Annotated in this window: 17 protein-coding genes and 1 pseudogene; 8 read left to right on the top strand and 10 right to left on the bottom strand. The window is 69.4% G+C overall.

Annotation, left to right across the window (positions count from 1 at the left end):
* The 4 genes from lpxA to AB7U92_RS05480 all read left to right on the top strand — a co-directional run.
* Positions 1-587: acyl-ACP--UDP-N-acetylglucosamine O-acyltransferase (lpxA, locus tag AB7U92_RS05465; protein WP_428575172.1), on the top strand; the 587-nt coding region annotated here is incomplete at its 5' end.
* 4 nt (positions 588-591) lie between these two features.
* Complete coding sequence (gene lpxB / locus AB7U92_RS05470; RefSeq protein WP_428575173.1) at positions 592-1,734, top strand: lipid-A-disaccharide synthase; 1,143 nt, start codon at positions 592-594, stop codon at positions 1,732-1,734.
* The gene (rnhB, locus tag AB7U92_RS05475; protein ID WP_428575174.1) at positions 1,706-2,326 is read left to right on the top strand and encodes a ribonuclease HII; all 621 of its coding nucleotides are present in this window, start codon (positions 1,706-1,708) and stop codon (positions 2,324-2,326) included. The genes lpxB and rnhB overlap by 29 nt, the downstream gene beginning before the upstream one ends.
* 2 nt (positions 2,327-2,328) lie before the next feature.
* Positions 2,329-3,105, top strand: a complete 777-nt coding sequence (locus AB7U92_RS05480; RefSeq protein ID WP_428575175.1) for a TrmH family RNA methyltransferase — start codon at positions 2,329-2,331, stop codon at positions 3,103-3,105.
* A 14-nt stretch (positions 3,106-3,119) separates the two neighbouring features.
* Here AB7U92_RS05480 and ppsR read toward each other — a convergent pair whose 3' ends face one another.
* Positions 3,120-3,938, bottom strand: a complete 819-nt coding sequence (ppsR, locus tag AB7U92_RS05485) for a posphoenolpyruvate synthetase regulatory kinase/phosphorylase PpsR (RefSeq protein WP_428575176.1) — start codon at positions 3,936-3,938, stop codon at positions 3,120-3,122.
* Positions 3,939-4,164: 226 nt separating this feature from the next.
* On the opposite strand from ppsR, the gene ppsA reads away from it, so the two are divergent.
* The gene (ppsA, locus tag AB7U92_RS05490; protein WP_428575177.1) at positions 4,165-6,573 is read left to right on the top strand and encodes a phosphoenolpyruvate synthase; all 2,409 of its coding nucleotides are present in this window, start codon (positions 4,165-4,167) and stop codon (positions 6,571-6,573) included.
* Here the strand turns inward: ppsA and panC are convergent.
* The 6 genes from panC to AB7U92_RS05520 all read right to left on the bottom strand — a co-directional run bounded on the left by panC (position 6,570) and on the right by AB7U92_RS05520 (position 12,084).
* Positions 6,570-7,397 (bottom strand): pantoate--beta-alanine ligase, encoded by an 828-nt coding sequence (gene panC / locus AB7U92_RS05495; protein WP_428575178.1) that lies wholly within the window; start codon positions 7,395-7,397, stop codon positions 6,570-6,572. The two genes, ppsA and panC, sit on opposite strands and share 4 nt — an antisense overlap.
* A 14-nt stretch (positions 7,398-7,411) precedes the next feature.
* Positions 7,412-8,248, bottom strand: coding sequence for a 3-methyl-2-oxobutanoate hydroxymethyltransferase (gene panB, locus AB7U92_RS05500; RefSeq protein ID WP_428575179.1), 837 nt, complete (start codon positions 8,246-8,248; stop codon positions 7,412-7,414).
* Positions 8,249-8,256: 8 nt separating this feature from the next.
* Entirely contained in the window at positions 8,257-9,543 is a 1,287-nt protein-coding gene (gene moeA / locus AB7U92_RS05505; protein ID WP_428575187.1) for a molybdopterin molybdotransferase MoeA, read from the bottom strand.
* Positions 9,544-9,592: 49 nt separating this feature from the next.
* Complete coding sequence (mobA, locus tag AB7U92_RS05510; protein ID WP_428575188.1) at positions 9,593-10,129, bottom strand: molybdenum cofactor guanylyltransferase MobA; 537 nt, start codon at positions 10,127-10,129, stop codon at positions 9,593-9,595.
* Positions 10,130-10,190: 61 nt separating this feature from the next.
* Positions 10,191-11,315, bottom strand: coding sequence for a GTP 3',8-cyclase MoaA (gene moaA, locus AB7U92_RS05515; protein ID WP_428575180.1), 1,125 nt, complete (start codon positions 11,313-11,315; stop codon positions 10,191-10,193).
* Between the two features lie 76 nt (positions 11,316-11,391).
* Positions 11,392-12,084, bottom strand: coding sequence for a C40 family peptidase (locus AB7U92_RS05520; protein ID WP_428575181.1), 693 nt, complete (start codon positions 12,082-12,084; stop codon positions 11,392-11,394).
* A 128-nt stretch (positions 12,085-12,212) separates the two neighbouring features.
* Here AB7U92_RS05520 and AB7U92_RS05525 point away from each other — a divergent pair, with 128 nt between their 5' ends.
* A complete protein-coding gene (locus tag AB7U92_RS05525) occupies positions 12,213-13,193 on the top strand; it encodes an MDR family oxidoreductase (RefSeq protein WP_428575182.1) in 981 nt (326 codons plus the stop codon).
* A 70-nt stretch (positions 13,194-13,263) separates the two neighbouring features.
* Positions 13,264-15,162, top strand: a complete 1,899-nt coding sequence (locus AB7U92_RS05530) for a propionate--CoA ligase (protein ID WP_428575183.1) — start codon at positions 13,264-13,266, stop codon at positions 15,160-15,162.
* A 257-nt stretch (positions 15,163-15,419) separates the two neighbouring features.
* Here AB7U92_RS05530 and AB7U92_RS05535 read toward each other — a convergent pair whose 3' ends face one another.
* From AB7U92_RS05535 to AB7U92_RS05545, 3 genes are all read right to left on the bottom strand, one after another.
* Complete coding sequence (locus AB7U92_RS05535) at positions 15,420-17,081, bottom strand: PhoH family protein (RefSeq protein WP_428575184.1); 1,662 nt, start codon at positions 17,079-17,081, stop codon at positions 15,420-15,422.
* Positions 17,082-17,249: 168 nt separating this feature from the next.
* Positions 17,250-17,717 (bottom strand): peroxiredoxin, encoded by a 468-nt coding sequence (locus AB7U92_RS05540; protein ID WP_428575185.1) that lies wholly within the window; start codon positions 17,715-17,717, stop codon positions 17,250-17,252.
* A gap of 96 nt (positions 17,718-17,813) precedes the next feature.
* Positions 17,814-18,194, bottom strand: coding sequence for an Mth938-like domain-containing protein (locus AB7U92_RS05545; protein ID WP_428575186.1), 381 nt, complete (start codon positions 18,192-18,194; stop codon positions 17,814-17,816).
* A gap of 48 nt (positions 18,195-18,242) precedes the next feature.
* Between AB7U92_RS05545 and AB7U92_RS05550 the strand changes: the two are divergent.
* A pseudogene (locus AB7U92_RS05550) lies at positions 18,243-18,592 on the top strand (aminotransferase); the annotation flags it as partial.

Consider the following 18,592-nt stretch of genomic DNA (forward strand, 5'->3'; position numbering starts at 1 on the left):
CGCAGGACAAGAAGTACGCCGGCGAGCCGACCGAACTGGTGATCGGCGACCGCAACATGGTGCGCGAGTTCTGCACCTTCAACCTCGGCACCGCCCAGGACGCCGGCGTCACGCGCATCGGCAACGACAACTGGATCATGGCCTACGTGCACATCGCGCACGACTGCCAGGTCGGCGACCGCACCACGCTGGCCAACAACACCACGCTGGGCGGCCACGTGCACCTGGGCGACTGGGTCACGGTGGGCGGGCTCACCGGCATCCACCAGTTCGTCAAGATCGGCGCGCACGTGATGGTCGGCTTCGGCAGCGCGGTGTCGCAGGACGTTCCGCCGTACATGCTGGTCGACGGCAACCCGCTGGCGGTGCGCGGCTTCAACATCGAGGGCCTGCGTCGCCGCGGCTTCGACGCGCCGCGCATCGCCGCCGTCAAGCAGATGCACCGCTTGCTGTACCGCGAGGGCCGCACGCTCGAGCAGGCCAAGGAGTCCATCGAGGCGCTGGGCCGCGAGCAGCCGGCCGCTGCCGCCGACGTGGCGATGATGTCGGCCTTCCTCGCCAACGCCACGCGCGGCATCGCCCGCTGAGCCGATGCTGCCGTCGGCACCGCGCTTCGCGATGGTCGCGGGCGAGGCCTCGGGCGACCTGCTCGCCGGCCTGCTGCTCGGAGGGCTGCGTGCGCGCTGGCCGGACCTGGTGGCGCAGGGCATCGGCGGGCCGAAGATGGCCGCTCACGGCTTCGAGGCCTGGTGGCCGCACGACAAGCTGGCGGTGCGCGGCTACATCGAGGTCCTCAGCCACTACCCCGAACTGCTCGGTATCCGCAACCAGTTGGCCGAGCGCCTGCTCCAGTCGCGGCCGGACCTGTTCATCGGCGTCGACGCTCCCGACTTCAACCTCGACCTCGAGGCCCGGCTGAAGGCCGCCGGCATCCGCACGGTGCACTTCGTCAGCCCGTCGATCTGGGCCTGGCGAGGCAAGCGCATCGAGAAGATCCGCAAGGCGGTCGACGCGGTGCTGTGCATCTTCCCCTTCGAGCCGGAGATCTACGCGAAGCGCGGCATCGCGGCGAAGTACGTGGGCCATCCTCTGGCCGACACGATTCCGCTGGAAGTGCCTCGTTCAGCTGCGCGCCAGGCGCTCGGGCTGGGCGACGAGCCCGTCGTGGCGCTGCTGCCCGGCAGCCGGCGCTCGGAGATCCAGTACATCGCGCCGCGCCTGTTCGAGGCGGCCGCCGAGATGGCGAAGCTGCGCCCCGGTGTGCGCTTCATCTTGCCAGTGGTGCCGGGCCTGCGTCACCTCGTCGAGCCGCTGCGCCGGCAGCACGAATCGAGCGTGACGGTCGAGCTGATCGACGGCCGATCCCACGAGGTACTGGCCGCCTGCGACGTGACGTTGATCGCCAGCGGCACGGCCACGCTGGAGGCGGCGCTGTTCAAGCGGCCGATGGTCATCACCTATGCCATGCACCCGCTGTCGTGGCAGATGATGAAGCGCATGAAGTACCAGCCCTGGGTCGGCCTGCCCAACATCCTGCTGCGCGACTTCGTCGTGCCCGAGCTGATCCAGGGCGACGCGACGCCCGAGCGCCTGGCGCACGCCACGCTGGCCTGGCTGGACGATCCGCAGCGCTGCGCCGACGTGGAGCGGCGATTCCAGGCGCTTCACCTCGAACTCCGGCGCGACACCGCCCGGGCCGCCACCGATGCGATCGCGGAGATCCTCGCGGCCTGAGCAGCTCGGCCTGAGCTTCGACGCGCCCGGTCTGGTGGCTGGCGTGGACGAGGCCGGCCGCGGCCCGCTGGCCGGCCCGGTGGTGGCCGCGGCGGTCATCCTCGACGACCTGCAGCCGATCCGGGGCCTGGCCGACTCCAAGGCCCTGACGGCACGCCGGCGCGAGGCGCTGTTCGACGAGATCCGCGCCAAGGCCCTGTGCTGCTGCATCGCCGAGGCCAGCGCGGAGGAGATCGACCAGCTCAACATCCTGCAGGCCACGTTGCTGGCGATGCGCCGCGCGGTCGAGGGCCTGCGCTTGAAGCCGTCCCGCGTGCTGGTCGACGGCAACCGCATCCCGGTGCTCAAAGTGCCGGCCGAGGCGATCGTCAAGGGCGACGCGAAGGTGAAGGCGATCTCGGCGGCCTCGATCCTCGCCAAGGTGCATCGCGACCGGCTCTGCCAGGCTCTGCACGAGGCGCACCCGCAGTACGGCTTCGACGGCCACAAGGGCTACCCCACGCCGGAGCACCTGGCGGCGCTGCGCGCCCATGGCGCCTGCCCGGCGCACCGCCGCTCGTTCGCGCCGGTGCGCGAGGTGCTGGAAGGCTGAGCATGGCCGAGCCGCGCGCGATCAGCTCGAAGGACAACCCGCTGCTGGTGCGGGTGCGCAAGCTCGTGGCCGACCCCGGCGCGTATCGCAAGCTCGGCGAGGTGTGGCTGGAGGGAGATCATCTCTGCGAGGCGTTCGCGGCGCGCGGCGGGCGCGCGCTGCAGGCGGTGCTGACCAGCGAGGCGTGGCAGCGGCCCGCGCTGCGCGAACTGGCCTCACAGGCGGCTTCAGCGGCAATCGTGCCGGCGGAGCTGATGGCCGGCCTGTCGACGCTCGAGTCACCGCCGGCGATCGGCTTCCTCGTCGCCACGCCGACCGCGCCGACGATCACCCCGGACGCGCCCACGGTGGTGCTCGACCGGTTGCAGGATGCCGGCAACGTCGGCGCCATCCTGCGCAGTGCCTCGGCTTTCGGCTTCGCCCAGGTGGTGGCCTTGAAGGGCACGGCGGCGCTGTGGTCGCCCAAGGTGCTGCGCGCGGGCATGGGCGCGCACTTCGGGCTGCGGCTGGTCGAAGGCATCGAGGAGGGGGCGCTGGCGGCCTTGCGCGTGCCGCTGCTGGCCACCAGCTCGCACGCCGAGCAGGCGCTGCACGAGGTCGACCTGCCCTGGCCGTGCGGCTGGGTGCTGGGCCACGAAGGGCAGGGCGTGTCGGCGCCGCTCCAGCAGCGCTGCACGATGACGCTGCGCATCCCGCAGCCGGGGGGCGAGGAGTCGCTCAACGTTGCCGCGGCGGCGGCAGTGTGTCTCTACGAATCGGCGCGCCAGCGAGCCGGCTGACGCACCGCACCAGCTCAGTACATCAGTCGATCCGGCCGCAGATCGCGCAGGATCGTCGTGGCGATTTCCTCGATCGACTTGTGCGTCGACGACAGCCACGCGATGCCCTCGCGGCGCATCATGGCCTCGGCTTCGCGCACCTCGGCGCGGCAGTTCTCGGTCGAGGCGTACTTGCTCCCCGGGCGGCGCTCGTTGCGGATCTGGCTGAGCCGGTCGGGGTCGATGGTCAACCCGAAGCACTTCTTCTTGAACGGCGCCAGCGTCGAAGGGATCTGGCCGCGGTCGAAGTCTTCCGGGATGAGCGGGTAGTTGGCGGCCTTGATGCCGTGCTGCATCGCCAGGTACAGCGAGGTCGGCGTCTTGCCGCTGCGGCTGACGCCGACCAGGATCACGTCGGCCTCGGCGAGGTTCTTCGCCGACTGCCCGTCGTCGTGGGCCAGCGAGAAGTTGATCGCCTCGATGCGGTCGGTGTACTCCTGGCTCTTCGAGACGTCGGAGAAGCGGCCGATGCGGTGGTTGGACTTGACCCCGAACTCGGCCTCCAGCGGCTCGATGAAGGTGTTGAACATGTCCAGCACCAGGCCGCGCGACTGCTTGAGGATCTCCAGGATCTCGGTGTTGACCAGGGTCACGAAGACGACCGGCCGGCGGCCCTCGGCATCGGCGGTGTGGTTGACCTCGCGCACCACCTGGTGGGCCTTGTCCGGCGTGTCGATGAAGGGCCGGCGCACATGGCGCGGCTTGCCGGCGAACTGCGCCAGGATCGAGTTGCCGAAGGTCTCGGCGGTGATGCCGGTGCCGTCGGAGACGAAGAACACGGTGCGGTTGGGCATGGGCTCGCGGCCTTCGGCCATGGGGGGTGGTGCCCGGAATGATAGGGACAAACCTTAGAATCCCGGCCAGACATCCTCCCCGACGCCCGATGAACGCCTCCTGCCGCCCACAAGCACTCCAACAGTGCGGCAGCCGTGCGCCGGGCCTGCGCGCCGCCCTCGAGCCGAGCTCGGGCCGCCCACGGGGCCGAGGGACACCGGTTTTTCAACATCACGGAGTTTTCCCATGTCCAACCCCGCACTGGCGACCGCCCTGGTCGTACCGTTCGAACAACTGAGAATGACCGACGTCGAGGCGGTCGGCGGCAAGAACGCCTCCCTCGGCGAGATGATCAGCCAGCTGGCCGCCTCCGGCGTGCGGGTGCCCGGCGGCTTCGCCACCACCGCGCACGCCTTCCGCGAGTTCCTCAAGCACGAGGGCCTGGCCGGCCGCATCGAGCAGCGCCTGGCGTCGCTGAACACCGACGACGTGCGCGCGCTGGCCGAGGCCGGCGCCCAGATCCGCCACTGGATCGAGGCCACGCCGTTCCCGCCGGCGCTCGAAGCGGCGATCCGCGCCGAGTTTGCCCGGCTGACCGACGGCAACCCCGGCGCATCGTTCGCGGTGCGCTCCTCGGCCACCGCCGAAGATCTGCCCGACGCCTCGTTCGCCGGCCAGCAGGAGACCTTCCTGAACGTCGTCGGCATCGAGGAGGTGCTGGCGAAGATGAAGGAGGTGTTCGCCAGCCTCTACAACGACCGCGCCATCAGCTACCGCGTGCACAAGGGCTTCGCCCACGGTGACGTGGCGCTGTCGGCGGGCGTGCAGCGCATGGTGCGCTCCGACCTGGGCGCCGCCGGCGTGATGTTCACCATCGACACCGAGAGCGGCTTTGCCGACGTGGTGTTCATCACCTCGAGCTACGGCCTGGGCGAGACGGTGGTGCAGGGCGCCGTGAACCCCGACGAGTTCTACGTGCACAAGCCCGCGCTGAAGGCCGGCAAGCTGCCGATCATCCGCCGCAACCTCGGCTCCAAGCTGATCAAGATGGAGTTCGCGCCGGCCGAGGAGAAGGCCCGCACCGGCAAGCTGGTGCGCACCGTCGACACCGCGCCCGAGCAGCGCAACCGCTATTCGCTGACCGATGCCGACGTTACCGAGCTGGCCAAGTACGCGCTGATCATCGAAGAGCACTACGGCCGCCCGATGGACATCGAGTGGGGCAAGGACGGCGGCGACGGCAAGCTGTACATTCTGCAGGCCCGCCCGGAGACGGTGAAGAGCCAGGCGCAGGGCAAGGTCGAGCAGCGCTACAAGCTCAAGAGCACCGGCACCGTGCTGGCCGAAGGCCGCGCGATCGGCCAGAAGATCGGCACCGGCCCGGTGCGCATCGTGCACAGCATCGCCGAGATGGACCAGGTGCAGAGCGGCGACGTGCTGGTCACCGACATGACCGACCCGAACTGGGAGCCGGTGATGAAGCGTGCCAGCGCCATCGTCACCAACCGCGGCGGCCGCACCTGCCACGCGGCCATCATTGCGCGCGAGCTCGGCATCCCGGCCGTGGTGGGCTGCGGCGACGCCACCGAGAAGCTGCAGTCGGGCGCGCTGGTCACCGTGGCCTGCTCGGAAGGCGACACCGGCTACATCTACGACGGCCTGCTCGAGACCGAGGTCAGCGACGTGCAGCGCGGCGAGCTGCCGTACTGCCCGGTGAAGATCATGATGAACGTGGGCAACCCGCAGCTCGCCTTCGATTTCGCGCAGATGCCGAATTCGGGCGTGGGCCTGGCCCGCCTGGAGTTCATCATCAACAACAACATCGGCGTGCACCCGAAGGCGATCCTCGACTACCCGAACGTCGATGCCGACCTGAAGAAGGCGGTCGAGTCGGTGGCCCGCGGCCACGCCAGCCCGCGCGCCTTCTACGTCGACAAGCTCGCCGAGGGCGTGGCCACCATCGCCGCGGCCTTCTGGCCCAAGCCGGTGATCGTGCGGCTGTCCGACTTCAAGAGCAACGAGTACAAGAAGCTGATCGGCGGCTCGCGCTACGAGCCCGAGGAAGAGAACCCGATGCTCGGCTTCCGCGGCGCGTCGCGCTATGTCAGCGAGGAGTTCGGCGAGGCCTTCGCGATGGAGTGCGAGGCGCTCAAGCGCGTGCGCACCGACATGGGCCTGACCAACGTCGAGGTGATGGTGCCCTTCGTTCGTACGCTCGGCCAGGCCGAGCGCGTGGTGGGCATGCTCGCCGAGCGTGGCCTCAAGCGCGCCGCCGCCGGCGGCACCGACGGCCTGCGCGTGATCATGATGTGCGAGATCCCGAGCAACGCCATCCTCGCCGAGCAGTTCCTCGAGCACTTCGACGGCATGTCGATCGGCTCCAACGACCTGACCCAGCTCACGCTGGGTCTGGACCGCGACTCCGGCCTCGAGCTGCTGGCACGCGACTTCGACGAGCGGGACCCGGCCGTGAAGGCGATGATCTCGCGCGCCATCGCCGCCTGCCGTGCGGTGGGCAAGTACGTGGGCATCTGCGGCCAGGGGCCCAGCGACCATCCGGACTTCGCCGACTGGCTGGCCCGCGAGGGCATCGTGTCGATCTCGCTGAACCCCGACACGGTGGTCGAGACCTGGCAGCGGCTGGCGAAGCGCTAGGCCAGCTCGAGGTTGTCGATCAGCCGCGTGCTGCCGAGCTTCGCGGCGGCGAGCACGACCAGCGGCTCGCCGTCGGCCGGCGCGCCGAGATCGCGCCGGCGGCGGATCGCCACGTAGTCGGGCTTCCAGCCACGCGCGGCCAGGCCGCTCATCGCCTCGGCCTCGAGCCTTGCCCAGTCGCGTTCGCCGGCGCGCACGGCGGCCTCGATGCGGCGCAGCGCGGCGCTGAGCTGCACGGCCTCGGCGCGCTCGGCGGTGCTCAGGTAGCCATTGCGCGACGACAGCGCGAGTCCGTCGGGTGCGCGGCCCGTCTCGCCGCCGACGATCTCGATCGGCAGCGCGAGCTGATCGACCATGCGGCGGATCACCATCAGCTGCTGGTAGTCCTTCTTGCCGAACACCGCCACGCGCGGCTGCACGCAGTTGAAGAGCTTGAGCACCACGGTGCACACGCCGGTGAAGAAGCCGGGGCGGAAGTGACCCTCGAGGATGTCGGCCAGCTCGGCCGGCGGATGCAGCTTGTAGCCCTGCGGCTCGGGGTACAGGTCCTTCTCCGACGGCGCGAACACGATGTCGCAGCCGGCCAGAGCGAGCAGCCCGCAGTCGCGCTCCAGCGTGCGCGGGTAGGTGTCGAAATCCTCGTGCGGCGCGAACTGCAGGCGGTTGACGAAGATGCTCGCCACCACCGGGCCGCCGCGCTCGCGCGCCAGCTTCACGAGCGAGAGGTGACCGTCGTGCAGGTTGCCCATGGTGGGCACGAAGGCGGTGTTGGACTGGCCGGCCAGGGCCTGTCGAAGCTCGGCGACCGAGTGGACGATGCGCATGCCTTGGGCCTCGCTCAGTAGCCGTGCACGGCCGGATCGGGGAAGCTGCCGTCCTTCACCGCGGCCACGTAGGCGCGGATCGCGGCCTCGATGCCGGCGCCGCCGTCCATGAAGTTGCGCACGAAGCGCGGCAGCCTGCCGCGGGTCACGCCCAGCATGTCGTGCAGCACCAGCACCTGGCCGCTGCAGCCCGGGCCGGCGCCGATGCCGATCACGGGAATCGGCAGGCTCTCGGTCAGGCGCTGACCGAGTTCGCTCGGGATCAGCTCCACCACCAGCATGGCAGCGCCCGCCTCGGCGAGTTCCTTTGCCTCGCGCAGCAGCCGCTCGGCGCCGCCTTCGTCGCGGCCCTGGATGCGGTAGCCGCCCAGCGCATGCACCGACTGTGGCGTCAGGCCCAGGTGCGCGCACACCGGGATGCCGCGCTCGACGAGCTGGCGCACCACCGGCACGGTCCAGCCGCCACCTTCGAGCTTGACCATGTGCGCGCCCGCCTGCATGAGCTTTGCCGCGCTGAGCAGGGCCTGCTCGGTGCCGGTGTGGTAGCTGGCGAAGGGCAGGTCGCCGACGATCCAGGCCGTGCGGTTGCCGCGCGCCACGCACTGCACGTGGTAGGCCATGTCGTCGAGGGTGACCGGCAGCGTGCTGTCGCGGCCCTGCAGCGTCATGCCCAGCGAATCGCCGATCAGCAGCACGTCGACGCCGGCGTCGTCGAGCAGCCGCGCGAAGCTGGCGTCGTAGCAGGTCAGCATGGCGATTTTCTCGCCGGCGGCACGCATGGCCGCCAGACGGAGCAGCGTCATCGGCTTGCGCGGCGCGTCGCCGGCGGGGTTGGAAGGCGTGGGGTACATCGTCGTCCTCAGACCAGCCCGTCGAAGGGCAGCACGTCGACGAGGTCGCCGGCCGCCACGTTGCCCTGCTCGTGGCCGAGCACCACCAGGCCGTTGGCCACGCTCATGCTGCGCAGGATGCCCGAGCCCTGCGAGCCGGTGATCTCGACCTGCCAGCCATCGCCCGACCGCGTGACGATGCCACGCTGGTACTCGGTGCGCCCGGCCTTCTTGCGGATCGCCTGCATGCTGGCGGCGCGCAGCATCGGCAGCGGCTGAGGAGCGGCGCCACTCATCGCCAGCAGCGCGTCGCGCACGAAGGCGTAGAACGTCACCATCACCGCCACCGGATTGCCGGGCAGGCCGAACAGGATGGCATCGTGTCCGCGGCTGGTGATCCGCCCGATCGCCATCGGCCGGCCGGGCCGCATCGCGATCTTCCAGAACAGCACGTCGCCGAGCGACTTCATCACCTGCTTGGTGTGGTCGGCCTCGCCGACGCTGACGCCGCCGGAGGTGATGACCGCGTCGGCGTTCTCGGCGGCGTGGCGGAAAGCGGCTTCCAGTGCGGCCGGGTCGTCGCGCACCACGCCCATGTCGATGAGGTCGACACCGAGGCGCTGCAGCATGCCCCACAGCGTGTAGCGGTTGCTGTCGTAGACGCAGCCTTCGTCGAGTGGCTCGCCGATCGAGCGAAGCTCGTCGCCGGGGGAGCAGAAGGCCACGCGCAGCCGGCGCAGCACCGGCACCTCGGCCGGGCCGAGCGAGGCCAGCAGGCCGAGGTCGGCCGGGCGCAGCACGCGGCCGGCCTTCAGCGCCGCCTCGCCCTGGGCGAGGTCTTCGCCGGCCAGCCGGCGGTTGTCGCCGGTGCGCACCACGCCGGCGGGCACGGTGATGCGGTCGCCGTCTGCCTTCGTGAACTCCTGCGGCACGACGGTATCGAGCCCTTGCGGCATCACCGCGCCGGTCATGATGCGCACGCATTGGCCCGGGCCGACGCGGCCGCTGAACTGCGCGCCGGCGAAACCGGTGCCCGCCACCGCCAGTACGGTATCGCCCGACGCGGCCAGATCCGCGCCGCGCAGCGCATAGCCGTCCATCGCCGAGTTGTCGTGGGCGGGCACGTTGATCGCCGAAACCACGTCGCGCGCCAGCACGCGGCCGAGCGCGGCGCGCAGCGCCAGCATCTCCACCGCCTGCACCCTGGGCACCAGGCGGGCGATGAACTCCTGCGCCTGCGCCACCGGCAGCGCGTTGGGGTCGTAGCCGCTGACGCAGGAAGCGATCTCGGCCAGGGTCGGGGTCGTCGGGGTCATCAGGCTCATGGGCGCGATGGTAGCCGGGCGCATGGGCCCCGGCGGCGTGTCAGCGCTGCAGCTGCTGCAGCTCGTCGAGCGTGTTGGCGTTGAAGAACGCCTGGGCGTCGTCGAACACCACCTCCACGCAGCGGTGCTGCGCTGTCCAGCGGTCGATCTTGCGCTGGCCCGACTGCGTGAACCGCACCAGGCTCTCCATCAGCGAGGCCTTCATCAGGCAGAAAACCGGCTGCACCTGGCGCTGCCCGCTCTCGACCGTGGCGGCCATGGCGATGTCGGCGTTTTCCGTCTCCAGCGCGTCGGCCAGGCGCTCGACCAGGTCGAGCGGAAAGCCCGGCGTGTCGCAAGGCACGGTGACAAGGTAGGGTGTCTCGCAGTGCTCCAGCCCGGCGAGGAAGCCTGCCAGCGGGCCGGGATAGTCGGGCAGGGCATCGGGCCACACCGGCACGCCCATGGCCTCGTAGGCGCCGAGGTTGCGGTTGGCATTGATCATCGCGGCGCCCACCTGCATCTGCAGGCGCAGCAGGGCGTGCATGGCCAGCGGGATGCCGTTGTGGTTCTGCAGGCCCTTGTCGACGCCGCCCATGCGACTGCCACGGCCGCCGGCGAGGACCAGCCCAGTGATGTCATCTCGCGTGATGGTCACGTCAGCCGCCGATGTAGTGCATCTCGACGCGCCGCTGCCCGCTGCCGGTGTCGGCCTGCATCGCGCCGCGCAGTTCGGAGTAGCGGTCGTCGCGGCCGCTCCACAGCGCGGCAATGGCGGCGGCGATCTGCGCGTCGTCGTGGCCGCCGCGCAGCAGCGCGCGCAGGTCGTGGCCGTGGTCGGCGAACAGGCACATGAAGAGCTTGCCTTCGGTGGAGAGCCGAGCGCGGTTGCAGTCGCGGCAGAAGGCTTGCGTCACGCTGGAGATCACACCGATCTCGCCGGCACCATCTCGGTAGCGCCAGCGCTGTGCGGTCTCGCCGGGCGCGCTGGCTTCGGCGGCGTCGAGCGGGAAGGTCTTGTCGATCAGCCGCACGACCTCCGCCGACGGCAGCACTTCGTCCATGCGCCAGCCGTTGGTGGCGCCCACGTCCATGTACTCGATGAAGCGCAGCACCACTTGGCCGCCGAAGTTCTCGCGGAAGAAGCGCGCCATCGGCACGATCTCGTGCTCGTTGGTGCCGCGCTTGACCACCATGTTGACCTTCACCGGGCCGAGACCGACCCGCAGCGCCTGCTCGAGGCCGGCGAGCACGTCGGCCACCGGGAAGTCGACGTCGTTCATGCGCCGGAAGATGGCATCGTCCAGCGCATCCAGGCTCACCGTCACGCGTTGCAATCCGGCATCCTTCAGCGCCTGCGCCTTGCGCTCGAGCAGCGAGCCGTTGGTGGTGAGCGTGAGGTCCAGTGGTGCTCCGTCGGCCGTCCGCAGCGCCGCGAGCATCGCGATCAGCCGCTCGAGATCCTTGCGCAGCAGCGGCTCGCCGCCGGTCAGCCGCAGCTTCTGCACGCCGTGCGCGACGAACAGCGTCGCCACGCGCGTGATTTCCTCGAAGCTCAGCAACGAGGAATGCGGCAGGAAGGTGTAGTGCTTGTCGAACACCTCCTTGGGCATGCAGTAGCTGCAGCGGAAGTTGCAGCGGTCGGTCACGGAGATGCGCAGGTCGCGCAGCGGCCGGCCGAGCCGGTCGCCGAGCAGGCCGGTGGGCGGATCGAGCCGCTCCGGGATGCTCGGGATGCTGGCCGCATAGCGGTGGTCGGCCAGAGGGATGACTTTTTCGCCCATGGGCGCGGATTGTGCCTGCGCCACGGCAGCGGTCGCCTCCGCACGACCCCGGTGCGGGCGAGGGTTCCGGCCGGGGTCAGTACAACATGCGGAAGGTTTCGGCGTCCATCGCCGGCGCGACCGCGGGGGGCGGAGCGGGTTGGGTCGCAGGGGCGGCATTCGCCGCCGGCAGGGCCGCCTCGGCCAGCGGCTGAGCGCGCCTGGCGCCGGTGAAGCGCTTGCTCCAATAGGCGTAGCGCATGTCCTCGACGCGCACCTGCGCGCCGGTGCGCGGCGAGTGGATGAACTTGCCGTCGCCGATGTAGATGCCGACGTGCGAGAAAGTGCGCCTGAGCGTGTTGAAGAACACCAGGTCGCCCGGCTTGAGTTCCTCGCGGCCGACCTTGAGCAACCCCGGCGCGCTGGCTTGCTCGTCGACACGGCGCGGCAGCACCAGGCCCAGGCTCATCTCGAACACATGGCGGGTAAAGCCGCTGCAGTCGAAGCCGTGCTCGGCCGAGTTGCCGCCGCGGCGGTAGGGCACGCCGAGGAAGTTCATCGCGCTGAGCACCATGTCGGAGGCCTTGTCGCGCATGGTCTGCACGAAGGCGTATTCGCTGGGCGGCACGGCGGCGGGGAGCTTGTCGGGGTCGCCGAGGCCGCGCTCGGCGAGCAACTGCGCGATGGGGTCGGGCGGCGCGGACTCCGGAGCCGCCTGGACCGAGGCCGCGGCCACCAGCAGCCAGGCGAGGCCTGCGAGGGCGGGGCGGAATCGGGCGCGGCGCGGCATGGGCGTGCAGCTTACGCGTGCCATCCCCGCGGCGTCAATAAAAAGTCCATTGCTGACGGGCACTTGCGTCAACTTTCGGAGCCTCCGGCGAGGCTGCGCTATCGTCCGGTCCACATCGAGGAGACACCATGTTCAAGGCTTTGCTGCTGGAGAAGGACGACGCCGGTTTCCGGGCCGGCGTGCGCGAGATCGACGAATCGGCGTTGCCCGAAGGCGACGTCACCGTGGCCGTGGCGCACTCGACCCTCAACTACAAGGACGGCCTGGCCATCACGAACCGCGGCCCGGTGGTTCGCAAGTGGCCGATGGTGGCCGGCATCGACGGCGCCGGCGAGGTGATCGAGAGCCGGCACCCCGACTGGAAGCCCGGCGACCGCGTCGTGCTCAACGGCTGGGGCGTGGGCGAGACCCACTGGGGCTGCCTGGCGCAGCGCGCGCGGCTCAAGGGCGACTGGCTGGTGCCCCTGCCGGGCGCCTTCACCACGCGCCAGGCCATGGCCATCGGCACGGCCGGCTATACGGCGATGCTGTGCGTGCTGGCGCTGGAGCGCCACGGCGTCAAACCGGGTGACGGCGAGGTGCTGGTCACCGGCGCCACCGGGGGCGTGGGCAGCGTGGCGGTGGCATTGCTGGGCCGGCTCGGGCATCGCGTGGTGGCGGCCACCGGCAAGGCCGCCGAGGCCGACTACCTGATGTCGTTGGGCGCGTCCTCGGTGATCGACCGTGCCGAACTGGCCGCCCCGGGCAAGCCACTGCAGAAGGAGCGCTGGGCGGCGGTGGTCGACGCGGTGGGCAGCCACACCCTGGCCAACGCCTGCGCACAGACGCGCTACGGCGGCGTGGTGGCCGCCTGCGGCCTGGCCCAGGGCGGCGACCTGCCGACCACGGTGATGCCCTTCATCCTGCGCGGCGTCACGCTGGCCGGCGTGGACAGCGTCTATGCCTCGCAGCCGCTGCGCCGCCAGGCCTGGCAGCGCCTGGCAAGCGATCTCGACGCGGCGCGGCTCGAGGCGATCGCCACCGAGGTGTCCCTGGACCAGGCCATCGAGCGTGCGCACGATTTGATGGCGGGCAAGGTCCGCGGTCGAATCGTGGTCAGCATCGGCTAGCGTCAGACGCTCGTAAGAGCCGGCGCATGAAATGCGCCGCCAGCGAACGATAACCTGCAGGAGACAAGCCATGACCAGCTACGCCGCGTTCCACCAGCGCTCGATCAGCGATCGCGATGGCTTCTGGGCCGAGCAGGCCCAGCTGATCGACTGGCAGGCGCCGTTCGAGAAGGTCTGCGACTACGCCAACCCGCCCTTTGCCAAGTGGTTCGTCGGCGGCAAGACCAACCTCTGCCACAACGCCGTCGACCGCCACCTGAAGACGCGCCCCGACCAGAACGCACTGATCTTCGTCTCCACCGAGACCGAGCAGGAGAAGGTTTACAGCTTCCGCGAACTGCATGCCGAGGTGCAGCGCATGGCGGCCATCCTGCAGGACCTGGGCGTCAAGCAGGGCGACCGCGTGCTCGTGTACATGCCGATGATCGCCGAGGCCGCCTTCGCGATGCTGGCCTGTGCGCGCATCGGGGCCATCCACTCGGTGGTGTTCGGCGGCTTCGCCAGCGTCAGCCTCGCCAGCCGCATCGACGACGCCGAGCCGACGGTGATCGTCAGCGCCGATGCCGGCATGCGCTCGGGCAAGGTGGTGGCCTACAAGCCGCTGCTCGACGAGGCGATCAAGCTGGCCGCTCACAAGCCGGCCAAGGTGCTGCTGGTCGACCGAGGCCTGAGCCCGATGGACAAGACCGCCGGTCGCGATGTCGACTATGCGGTGCTGCGCGACAAGCACCTGAATACCGTCGTGCCCTGCGTCTGGGTGGATTCCACCCACCCGAGCTACACGCTCTACACCAGCGGCACCACCGGCAAGCCCAAGGGCGTGCAACGCGACACCGGCGGCTATGCGGTCGCGCTGGCCGCGTCGATGAAGCACATCTTCTGCGGCAACGCCGGCGAGACCTACTTCTCCACCAGCGACATCGGCTGGGTGGTGGGCCACAGCTACATCATCTACGGCCCGCTGATCGCCGGCATGGCGACGATCATGTACGAGGGCCTGCCGACTCGGCCCGACGCGGGCATCTGGTGGAGCCTGGTCGAGAAGTACAAGGTTACCGTGATGTTCAGCGCGCCGACCGCAGTGCGCGTGCTGAAGAAGCAGGATCCGGCCTTTCTCACGAAGTACGACCTGTCGAGCCTGCGCGCACTGTTCCTGGCCGGCGAGCCGCTCGACGAGCCGACCGCCAAGTGGATCGCCGATTCGCTCGGCAAGCCGATCATCGACAACTACTGGCAGACCGAGACCGGCTGGCCCATCCTGACCATTGCCAACGGCGTGGAGAAGGCGCCGAGCAAGTTCGGCAGCCCTGGCGTGGCGATGTACGGCTACGACGTGCGCCTGATCGACGAGACCACCGGCGAGCAGGTCAAGGAGCCGAACCAGAAGGGCGTGGTGGCCATCGCCGGCCCGCTGCCGCCGGGCTGCATGCAGACGGTGTGGCGCGACGATGCGCGCTTCGTGAAGACCTACTGGCAGAGCATTCCCGGCCAACAGCTCTACAGCACCTTCGACTGGGGCATCAAGGACGAGGACGGCTACTTCTTCATCCTCGGCCGCACCGATGACGTCATCAACGTGGCCGGCCACCGCCTCGGCACGCGCGAGATCGAGGAGAGCATCTCCAGCCATCCGGCCGTGGCAGAGGTGGCGGTGGTTGGCGTGGCCGACCAGCTCAAGGGCCAGGTGGCCATGGCCTTCGCGGTGCTGAAGGACGCCAGCGCCGTGGCCGACCCGGCCGCGCGCCTGAAGCTCGAGGGCGAGGTGATGAAGACGGTGGACAGCCAGCTTGGCGCGGTGGCGCGGCCGGCGCGCATCCACTTTGTCACGCTGCTTCCCAAGACGCGCTCCGGCAAGATGCTGCGCCGCGCGATCCAGGCCGTCTGCGAGCAGCGCGACCCGGGCGACCTGACCACGATGGACGACCCGACGGCGTTGCAGCAGATCCGCGAGCTCGTCGCCGCCAAGTGAACCGAGGCTCCCGCAAGGGGGCCTTCTTCTTCGATGGCGTGTGCGCGCACCTTGGGACGTCACGCCGCTGGAGGGCGAGTTGTGGCTCCGGCGAGGGCGCCTCGACGAGCTGTCCGGCCGGTTTCTCCGCGCCTCGGCCGCTGACGACGGTCCTCGACCTGGGCACGGGCCTGAGCGATGCGCAGCGCAGCGACCCGCCGCCGCTGGGCAGCACCTGACGTGCGTCTACCGCGGCCGCACGCCTGAGCGTCGGCCGCTCAGAGCACCTCGGAGGCGAAATCCGCCAGCCGCGAGCGCTCGCCGCGCGCCAGCGTGACGTGTCCGCTGTGCGGCCAGCCCTTGAAGCGGTCGACCGCGTAGGTCAGGCCCGAACTGCCTTCGGTGAGGTAGGGCGTGTCGATCTGCGCCAGGTTGCCCAGGCACACGATCTTCGTGCCCGGGCCGGCGCGCGTGATCAGCGTCTTCATCTGCTTGGGCGTGAGGTTCTGCGCCTCGTCGATGATGACGAACTTGTTGAGGAAGGTGCGCCCGCGCATGAAGTTCAGGCTCTTGATCTTGATCTTGCTGCGCACCAGGTCGTTGGTGGCGGCACGGCCCCATTCGCCGGCGCCGCCGTCGCTGCGCGACAGCACCTCGAGGTTGTCGTCGAGTGCGCCCATCCACGGGCCCATCTTCTCTTCCTCGGTGCCGGGCAGGAAGCCGATGTCCTCGCCCACCGGCACGGTCACGCGTGTCACGATGATCTCGGTGTAGCGACGGTCGTCCATCACCTGCGACAGGCCGGCGGCCAGCGTCATCAGCGTCTTGCCGGTGCCGGCCGTTCCGGTCAGCGTGATGAAGTCGCACTCCGGGTCCATCAGCAGGTTCAGCGCGAAGTTCTGCTCGCGGTTGCGCGCAGTCACGCCCCAGACGGCGTTCTTGGTGTGGGTGTACTCGCGCAGCGTGCGCAGCACCGCGGTCTTGCCGGTGATCTCGTGCACCTTGGCGTACAGCGGCGCGGCGCCCGGCGCCTCCAGGTAGACGAACTGGTTGACCATCAGCGCCGGCACCATTGGCCCGCTGATGCGGTAGTAGGTGAAGCCGCCTTGCTGCCAGCTCTCCATCGTCTTGCCGTGCCGCTCCCAGAAGTCGGCCGGCAGAGGCAGTACGCCGGTGTAGAGCAGGTCACCGTCGTCCAGCGTCTTGTCGTTGAAATAGTCTTCCGCCGGCAGGCCGAGCGCACGCGCCTTGATGCGCATGTTGATGTCCTTGGACACCAGCACGACCTCTCGCCCCGGCTGCTGCTCGCGCAGCGCCTGCACCACGCCGAGGATCTGGTTGTCGGCCTTGCCCTGCGGCAGTCCCGCGGGCAGGCTGACGTTGACGAGGTGGGTCTGGAAGAACAGCTTGCCACCGGCCTCGCGGTGCCCGGTCGCATTCAGCGGCAGCCCCTCGGACATGCCGGATGCGTCGCGCTTGGGCATCGCCGCGGCCAGTGCGTCGAGGTCCCGGCTGACCTGGCGTGCATTGCGTGCCACCTCGGTCATGCCCTTCTTGTGGCCGTCGAGCTCCTCCAGCGTGATCATCGGCAGGTAGATGTCGTGCTCCTCGAAACGGAACAGCGACGTCGGGTCGTGCATCAGCACGTTGGTGTCGAGCACGAACAGGCTGGCCGGACCGCTGCCGCGCGGCGTGCGCGGCACGCGTTGCGGCGCGACCCGCGGCGGTGCAGCCTTGACCGCGGTCGGCGGCGCGGACTTGGTCACCACCGGCGCGGCTTCGGCAGCGCCGTCGAACAGATCCATCACCGCGGGCGAGGCGGGTTCGGCGGCGGTGCGGGCGGGGGTGCTGCGTTTGCCCGGTTTGGGCGCGGCCTGGGCTTCGAAGTCTGCGGGGGAGAGGATGGCGGCTCGTTTGGCAGGCGGCTTCGGCAGGGGCATGGAGGCGGGTCAGTGCGGCTGGGAAACAAAAAAGCCGCACAGTCGGCTGTGCGGCTTTCGGTGGAGACGGGTCTCGCGACTCACGTGCATGAAATGATCATACACAAGAAGTGAGGCACATCAACCGCTGTCGCAGGCCAGTCGAAACAGCCTGCGACAAGGCCCTCGTCACTTGAGCGACTTGACGGCCTTGAGCACTTCCTCGACGTGTCCGGCGACCTTCAGGCCGCGCCATTCGGCGCGCAGCGTGCCCGTGCCGTCGATCAGGAAGGTGGAGCGCTCGATGCCCTTGACCTTCTTGCCATACATGATCTTGTTCTTGACCACGCCGAACATGTGGCAGAGCTTCTCCTCGGTGTCGGCGATCAGCTCGAAGGGCAGCTCGAGGTTCTGCTTGAACTTCTCGTGCGAGGCCATGTTGTCGCGCGACACGCCGAACACGACGGCGCCGGCCTTGACGAAATCCTTGTGGTGGTCGCGGAACTGCATCGCCTCGGTGGTGCAGCCGGGGGTGTTGTCCTTCGGGTAAAAGTACAGCACGACCGTCTTGCCGGCGAAGGCCTGCGGCGTGAACTTCACGCCTCCCGTGGCAAGCGCTTCAAATTCCGGTAGGGGTTTGTTGAGGGCTGGCGTCATGGAGTTATGCTGTTCGTTTGCGCCCTGGCAGGCGTAGCCACGAATTATAAGGCTTGCGCCCGCGAGGCCCGGCCGCGCGGGTGGCGCGCGGGCTTCTCAACCCCCACGTTCGAAGATCAGCGCGGCGACGACCGCGCGCCCCTCGGCCAGCAGCACGTTGTAGGTGCGGCAGGCGGCCGGCGTGTCCATGGTCTCGAAGCCGATGCGACGCGCCATCAGCGCCTTCAGCAGGGCCGGGTGGGGGAATCGCAGCCGGCTGCCGCTGCCGAAGATCACCAGCTCCGGCGAGAGGGCCAGCAGCGGCTCGAAGCTCGATTCATCGAGGGCCTCGAAGCCGGTCACCGCCCAGGGCAGGACCTCTCCCTTCCAGGGAACCAGCACGCTGCTGCGGTGCTCGACGCCGGCGACGATGACGCCCTCCGGCGCGTGCCGCGTGATCGCGTTGCTTCCTTCCGGGCGGTCGGCCTGCATCTTCATGGTTAAATTCTACGTTTTGCAGCGCAGCAGCGCCCCAGGAGACGACCCGTGAAGCCCATCGCCAAGTCGAGCAAGCTGGCCAATGTCTGCTACGACATCCGCGGACCCGTGCTCGACAAGGCACGCCAGATGGAGGAAGAGGGCCAGAAGATCATCAAGCTGAACATCGGCAACCTCGCCGTGTTCGGCCTGGAGCCGCCCGACGAGATCGTGCAGGACATGATCCGCAACATGCCGCACTCGGCCGGCTACACCGACAGCAAGGGCCTGTTCGCGCCGCGCAAGGCGGTGGTGCACTACACGCAGGAAAAGCACATCCGCGGCGTGACGGTGGACGACGTGTACCTCGGCAATGGCGCCTCGGAGCTGATCACGATGAGCCTGAACGCCATGCTCAA

Source organism: Piscinibacter sp., from assembly GCF_050175855.1.
Taxonomy (GTDB): Bacteria; Pseudomonadota; Gammaproteobacteria; order Burkholderiales; family Burkholderiaceae_C; genus Piscinibacter.